Below are 6,748 nucleotides of genomic sequence, written 5' to 3' on the forward strand. Positions count from 1 at the left end.
GCCAAGCGGGCCACCAGCCTCTACACTCTCGCCATGGTGGCTCGCCTTCCTTCACGCTATGAGGACCTTGACCCCGCCTTCCGCGGACGGTTGCGTCCGGACAGGCCCCTGCTGGCTCAAGTGCAGCGCGCCCACGCCAGCATGCAAATTACCGGCGGAATTCGATTTCTTCCAATATTCGGCCGAAGTGGGTCGGGTAAGAGTTCGGCAGCCCGAGAACTGTCAACGCATCTCCCTGAGTGCAAGGTCGTTGAGCTATCTCGCGCCGCGATCGCCTCGGAGGCGGCCCTCTTGGAGGAGTTGCGGGCAGTCGAAGGATATCGAGATAAAAGTAGGCTGATAATCGCCGTAGTTGATCAATTCGAAGAGCGGGTGGCGGAAAAAACGGCCTTGCCGTCGCAGTTTGTGGAGAGATTGAGTCTTCTCGATAGAGGAGAGCTGCGCCAGCGCCCGATCCTTTTCCTTTGGCTGACTACTAGTCGGGAATTTCAAGCGGATCTCGCAAAGGCGACATCTCGCAATGAGAGAATTCTCCTGAGCTCGGACTTCGAGTTGGCCGGCCCTCCTAGAAATGACTGGGCCGAGATCCTTGAGGAGACGTTCGCTTTCCATAACAAGAGCCAGCCTTTGGCCGATTATGAAGTCTTGACGTCAGACGTCGATGCAATTGCCGATAAAGCGCCCACGATCGGTCGCTCTATCGAGCTGGTCGGCGACCGGTTGGCTTCCTATACGACAGAGCTTCACGACATTTCTAGATACCAGGTCGTGATGCTGTGGCCTGTCACGGACGGGCTCCGAATCACTCGCGTGGCCGGATTCACGAATGCGCGCGACGGCTATAAGCTGGATTGGAACGCTTTCTATCGGGAGCTAAATGAAGATGACCGGCAAACGCTCCCTTTGTCCGAGTTGAATCGGGCACGACTTTACTTTGATGTGCGACTCGTGCCGATCGCCGCTGCGGACTTGCATCCACTCTGTCGCGACCTAGACAAGGCAGATTTCGAGCCCAGTAGGTCTTACCTGGAGCGTTTTGAGAAGTCTCATTTTGTTTCCATCGTTGGGGAGAACTGGGACCCGTCTGTCTACAGCCCACTGCGCGAACGGGAATCAGAGCGAGCCACGAAGGCGCGAGAGTGGTACGAAAGTGTGACCACTAAGCCCACTCAATTGGGATCTCGGATCGCTTTGTGCTTGAGATCGCTAGGGTATGAAGCGAAGTCGGAGCAAGAGGTAAAAACCCCCAGTAGTAGGGTTCGAGCCGATGTCTTGGTTTCCCGCCCCGATAGTCAGCAAAATTCGGTGATTGTGGAGCTGAAGGCTTTCTCGACTGAGAACACGCGTCCTTCATCGATCAAGGATGCGATTCGCGTGACACTTAAGCGTCATGCCCAGTTGGCCGGATTCCTGGGGCGGCAGTGAAGTAGCTAATTGCCGTAGCCGTGCGGGCAGGAACCACGTACTTCTGGGTTCAGCCCGTTCGGCACGCGGACCCGCCTGAGCGGGGTGGTCCAGTTCAAGTCACGACGTGCCCCGACTCCCATCCCGTCTGCCGTCGACCCACACACCGTGGAGCAGGCGCGGTGCCGGGCGTCCAGGTGGAGCGCCCAACTGGACGAACGACCTGGACGCCCGGTGCCGTGTCTGCTCGGCTCTGCCTGGGTCGACGGCAGGCGGGATGGGAGTCCCCACCGCTACAACCCACCGGCCGGCACTCGCGTACGGGCCTCTCCCATCCCGGAGCCTGAGCGCCCCCGCCGGAGGCATCGTCTTGAGCCGCGCTCGCGTGCCGCCTCGGCCGCATCGTGGTTCGTCGCCCATCAACCCGAGCTGTCAGGCGTGCGGGCCGGCGGCCGGGGTGGAGCGGGGCGTTAGACAGGAGCGCAGGCCCGGGCGACGGGCCGCGCGCGCCGCGCCTCGCGCGGCGGGTGCCTTGATGAGGTAGAGAAATCTGTAACAGCTGCCCCGGGGCGGGTCCTTCAGGTGGTGGGCTCCTGGGGCTTGCCTTCGTTGTCTCGGAGGAGGCGGCTGGTGTAGCCGTTCTGGGACAGGCGGGCGTACGCGTCGCGCACGTCGGCGGGGGTCTGCTGGCTGATCATGAATCCCTGCTCCGGATAGATCAACAATCGCTGCTGGGCTCCAACGAGCATGTCGATGACCAGGCGGGCGTCCCCGATGGAGTCGATGTAGTCCCGGAGCGACATGGGCCGTGATGCGCTGATGATCTCGACCTCCGGCCACAGCTTGCGTGCCGTGGCGTAGGCCCGCCGCTCCTCGTACGGCTTGCTGACCAGGAGGATGGAGGAGACGTCGATGCCGGCCTCGGCGAGGAGGTCGCGGGTGAAGAGGATGTTCTCGCCTGTGTTCCGGGCTCGCGGCTCGATCATCACCGCCGAGGCGGGGACGCCCAGCTCGATCGCTCGCTCCTGGTAGTGCACGGCCTCGCCGCGGGGCATCCGTTCGCGCGTCGTCGGGCTGGTCGCCCCGGTGAAGACGAGGAGTGGGGCCATGCCGCGCTTGTACAGATCAACGGCGGCGTCAGCCACGCCCAGGTCGTGGCTCCCAAGTCCGATGGCGACCGAGCAGGGCCGGGGTGTGTGGTGCATCTGCTGGTAGTCCCACAGGAGTTCCGTGTCGGCCCAGTCCTGGGTGGAGATCACTGGGTCTCGTCCCTGTCCGCTGCCGAGTCCGGCACCTTGAAGTCGTACTCCCAGGCGAAGCGGGAGGCGGCGTGGATGCCGATGGCGAACTCGACCACCGTGCCGGCAGCCGTGTACGTCGTCCGGTGGAGCTCTACGACGGGTTCGCCGGGGGGAAGTTGGAGGAGCTTCACCTCGTCCGCAGTGGGTGTGCGGGCGAAGAGCGCTTCCTTCATGTGGTCGATCTCGTATCCGGCGTCGTACAGGACGCGGTATCCGCCACCTCGGCCGGCCGGACCGGGGGTGGGGTCGACCAGGCGTGTTCCCTCGACGTGCTCGGGGCGGTAGTAGCTGGTCAGGGTGTGCGTCGGCTGCTCGCCTTCCTTCACCAGTCGAGCGCGCGCATAGACCGGGGCCCCCGTCTCCAGGCCGTGGGCTGCGGCAACCGTGGCAGGGGCCTCGACCAGGCTGACCGTCTGGGTCTGCTCGTTGCGGCGGTACGTCCGGCCCGATGCGACCCGATCGGCGATGAACGCGACCTCGTCACCGTCACGCCACTTCGCCTTGTCGTACCGCGCGATACCGAGGCGCTTGAGCGGCACCCGCTGGCGGACGACGGTGCCGTGGCCGCGAGTCGAGGTGACCAGACCTTCCGCTTCGAGGGCCTTGTACGCCGCGTGGACGGTGGCCTTTGAGCCCTTGCCCTGATCTACGAGCTCCCTGATCTGCGGCAACTGCGCGCCGGGTGGGTACTCGCCGCTCCTGATCTGCTCGGCCAGCTCGTCTGCCAGCTCCCGCCACTTGGGCGCCATCTCGAACCCCTCTCAACGAGAACTAGTCAAACACAGTCCTAGGACTGTTGACAGTCCTAGGACTGCGGGCCACTATCTACTCAGTCGCTCGCAGTCCTAGGACAGCGGGGCTGGCAGTTCCCCTTTGGGCTGCCCCACAACGTAGGGAGTTCTGATGCCGTCCTTCAAGATCGACCTTTCTACCGCCGTCGTGTTCGTCGCGACCGCTCCCACGCCGAAGCTCGTGAGCAAGCAGACCGGTGAGCGCGCCACGGACCGGGAGACCGGTGCCGGGCTCTCGACGGTGGGTCTGCTGATCTCGGACGAGGGGGAGGGCAACCTCTACCAGGTGACGGTCCCGGAGACCGGTCTCCCCGACGGGCTGACGCCGGGTCTGCCGGTGTCGGTGATCGGGCTCAAGGCCCGGGATTGGGAGAACACGTTCAACGGCCAGAGCCGTCACGGCATCTCCTTCCGCGCCGTCGCGGTCACCCCGATGGGCGGCTGACCATGACCGACATCTCGACCTTATGGGAGGTCGGCCTCCCGCTCGCCGGAGCCGCCGGCGGCCTCGGATACGCCAAGGTCCGTGCGCCTCGGGTGTTCTGGTCCCTGGTGGGCCTGCCGGTCACGCGGGTCCGGTTCTCGATGACGTATCACGCGACGATGGACGTGTGCGGGCTGACGGTCCAGCCGTCCCGCCTGCGGGCGTTCATGGTCCGCACCATCGCCCGCCGTCCCGACGTCCAGCCCGTGCCGCCGAAGGTCCGCCGCGTGCGGGGTACCTCGACGGGCCTGCGGGTCACCCTGCGGCTCCCGGCCGGTCTGGAGCCCGCTGATGTGATGGCGGCCTCCGAGCGGCTGCGGCACGCCTGGGGCGTCCACTCGGTCAACGTCACCGTCACCAAGCCCGGCTTCGTGGAACTGCGGATGACCGGCTACGACGTCTTCCGGAAGGTCCGGATGCCCCGTCGGCGCCCCAAGGGGCCGATGACGGTTCCGGTCGCACTCCGCGAGGACGGTACGGCGTTCGTCCGGGACTACCTCAAGGTCCCGCACGCGCTGCCCCTCGGCGCGAACCAGACCGGGAAGTCCATGTACCAGCGCAACCTGATCGCCGGGCTCGCCCGGCTCCCGGTCGCCCTGGTCGGCATCGACTGCAAGCGCGGGGTCGAGCACCGCCCCTACGCGCCCCGCCTGTCCGCCCTCGCCACCACCCCGGAGGAAGCCGACGGCCTCCTGAACGCCCTCGTCGGCGAGATGGAAGACCGGTTCGACCTCCTCAGCGACCACGCCGTCGCCGATGTGTGGGATCTGCCTGAGGACATCCGTCCGGCACCGGTGGTGGTCCTGGTGGACGAGGTCGCGGAGCTCTTCCTCACGGCGACGAAGAAGGACGAGGAACGCCGGGACCGGATGGTCACCCAGCTCATCCGGCTCGGCCAGCTCGCCCGCGCCGCCGGCATCTTCCTCGAAGTCTGCGGCCAGCGCTTCGGCTCCGACCTCGGCAAGGGCGCCACCGCGCTCCGCGCCCAGCTCACCGGCCGGACCGTGCACCGCGTCAACGACAAACAGACCGCCGAGATGGGCGTCGGGGACATCGCCCCGGACGCGGTGGTCACAGTGCTGGCGATCCCGCCGGACCGGCCCGGCATCGCGGTCGCCGGGGACACCTCCGGGGGCTGGTCCCGCATCCGCACCCCCGTCCTCACCGCAGCTGAGGCGGCCGGGGTCTGCGCCGCGCACGCCCACCTCACCCCGGACATCCCGGCCCTCGCCGCCTACCGCCCGATCCTCCCGGACCGGAACGGCGCCGACCCGGAGTCGGTCTCGCTCCTCAAGCCGAACCCGGCCACCGCGTAACACCCCGTCCCTACCTCGGCGGCGTGACCGTCTCACGCCAGGTCCCTACCCGACCCATGCCTGAAAGGAGGTGAACCGTGTTCCGAACCCTCCGCCTCGACGCCGTTCTCATCCAGGCCGTCATCGCCGGGGCCCTGTCCTTCGCCCACCTGCACGACCTGGCCGAAGCGGCCGGGCAGGACGGATGGAAGGCGTGGGCCTACCCGGTCTCCGTCGACCTGCTCCTGGTCGCGGCCTGGCGCCGGATGCGTACCGACGCCGGCAACCGGGACGCCTGGCTCTGGTTCGCCATCGCCCTGATCGCGTCGCTCGGCGCCAACGTCGCCACCGCCGGACTCCTCGACATGAACGACGTCCCGCCGTGGCTGCGGATCCTCGTCGCTGGATGGCCTGCCATCGCCTTCCTCGGTGGCACCCTCCTCGCCCACACGCCCCACCCCGCCCCCGAACCCACCCCGGAACCCGTCGCGGCGCCGGAGCCGGTCGACGAGGTGACTGTGGAACGCGCCCCCGAACCGGCCCCTGAACTCCCTCCGGCCGACCCCGAACCGGCAGAGGTCACGCCGGAACCCGCCCCGCAGGAAGAACAGCCCGAACCCGCGCCTGTTCCCGTGGTGCCTGCTGTGCCGGTGCCGCCCGCTCTGATGGCTCACGCCCAGAAGATCGCGGACGCGCACCGGGCCCAGACCGGCCGGCCGATCGACGCGGAAACCCTCCGCACCCGCCACGGCATGCCCCCGGCCCTCGCCGACTCCATCGCCCTCCAGCTCGCCTGACTCCAGGAAGGAGGTAAGCCCGTGCGACCCAACCGCTTCCACCACGTCATCAAGATCGGCCCGGTGCAGGTCGGCACCCACCACGACGGCCGGGGCCGGACCAAGCACACCGCCGTGTGCACGGCCCCCGGCTGCGACTTCTCCGCCGACTACAACACCCGCGCCGCCGCCGAACTCGCCGCCCGTACCCATCGCTGCAACCCCCGCTGACCGCAGAGGAGTTCCGCGTCATGGACGTTCCGCTCTGGCTCGCGCTGATCGTCGTCGGCGGCCTCGGAATCAAGCTCATCCGTCCGCCCTGGTGGCTCGTCGCCGTCCTCCTCCTCGGCGGCTACCTCCTCGCCGACAGCCTCCTCACCCCGCTCATCGACCCCATCGCCAAGTAGGGAGAACCCCTCATGCTCCAGCCCCGCATCCCGGTCAACCCGCTCCCGCCCGGCCACCCCGTCCCCATCGCCGACATCGAGCTGGTGACCACCCCCACGCCGGTCGTGGTCCCGGCGTCGGCTCCCGCCCCGGCCAAGGCGCCCCGGGCCTCGGTGCAGCTCACCCCGGGCAGCGCGGTCGCCCTCGCCGCCGGCGGTGGCGCCGTCGTCCTGGTCGTCGGCGCAGTCCTGGTCTCCATGCTCCTCGCCGTCGCGATCACCGGGGTGTCCATCGCGGTCGTCGCGGTCGT

At 67.6% G+C, this 6,748-nt stretch carries 9 protein-coding genes; 7 read left to right on the plus strand and 2 right to left on the minus strand.

Annotated features, from left to right (window positions below; genetic code table 11):
• Window positions 1-33: 33 nt before the first annotated feature.
• Entirely contained in the window at window positions 34-1,425 is a 1,392-nt protein-coding gene (locus ACIGHB_RS32095) for a hypothetical protein (protein ID WP_399918033.1), read from the plus strand.
• 557 nt (window positions 1,426-1,982) lie between these two features.
• Here ACIGHB_RS32095 and ACIGHB_RS32100 read toward each other — a convergent pair.
• Both ACIGHB_RS32100 and ACIGHB_RS32105 read right to left on the minus strand, forming a co-directional pair.
• The gene (locus tag ACIGHB_RS32100; protein ID WP_399918035.1) at window positions 1,983-2,663 is read right to left on the minus strand and encodes a YdcF family protein; all 681 of its coding nucleotides are present in this window, start codon (window positions 2,661-2,663) and stop codon (window positions 1,983-1,985) included.
• Entirely contained in the window at window positions 2,660-3,454 is a 795-nt protein-coding gene (locus tag ACIGHB_RS32105) for a GntR family transcriptional regulator (RefSeq protein ID WP_399918037.1), read from the minus strand. Before ACIGHB_RS32105 ends, ACIGHB_RS32100 begins: the two co-directional genes overlap by 4 nt.
• A gap of 154 nt (window positions 3,455-3,608) precedes the next feature.
• Here ACIGHB_RS32105 and ACIGHB_RS32110 point away from each other — a divergent pair, with 154 nt between their 5' ends.
• The 6 genes from ACIGHB_RS32110 to ACIGHB_RS32135 all read left to right on the plus strand — a co-directional run.
• Entirely contained in the window at window positions 3,609-3,941 is a 333-nt protein-coding gene (locus ACIGHB_RS32110) for a hypothetical protein (RefSeq protein ID WP_399918040.1), read from the plus strand.
• 2 nt (window positions 3,942-3,943) lie between these two features.
• A complete protein-coding gene (locus ACIGHB_RS32115) occupies window positions 3,944-5,296 on the plus strand; it encodes an FtsK/SpoIIIE domain-containing protein (protein ID WP_399918042.1) in 1,353 nt (450 codons plus the stop codon).
• 77 nt (window positions 5,297-5,373) lie between these two features.
• A complete protein-coding gene (locus tag ACIGHB_RS32120; protein ID WP_399918044.1) occupies window positions 5,374-6,072 on the plus strand; it encodes a DUF2637 domain-containing protein in 699 nt (232 codons plus the stop codon).
• Between the two features lie 21 nt (window positions 6,073-6,093).
• Complete coding sequence (locus ACIGHB_RS32125; RefSeq protein ID WP_392332041.1) at window positions 6,094-6,282, plus strand: mobile element transfer protein; 189 nt, start codon at window positions 6,094-6,096, stop codon at window positions 6,280-6,282.
• Between the two features lie 20 nt (window positions 6,283-6,302).
• A complete protein-coding gene (locus ACIGHB_RS32130) occupies window positions 6,303-6,458 on the plus strand; it encodes a hypothetical protein (protein ID WP_107645442.1) in 156 nt (51 codons plus the stop codon).
• A gap of 12 nt (window positions 6,459-6,470) precedes the next feature.
• Window positions 6,471-6,748, plus strand: a 278-nt coding sequence (locus tag ACIGHB_RS32135; RefSeq protein ID WP_399918047.1) for a SpdD-like protein, incomplete at its 3' end; no start/stop codon positions are given.

Origin of the sequence: Streptomyces sp. NPDC085460, from assembly GCF_044541975.1 — a bacterium.
In the GTDB taxonomy this organism is placed as follows: domain Bacteria; phylum Actinomycetota; class Actinomycetes; order Streptomycetales; family Streptomycetaceae; genus Streptomyces.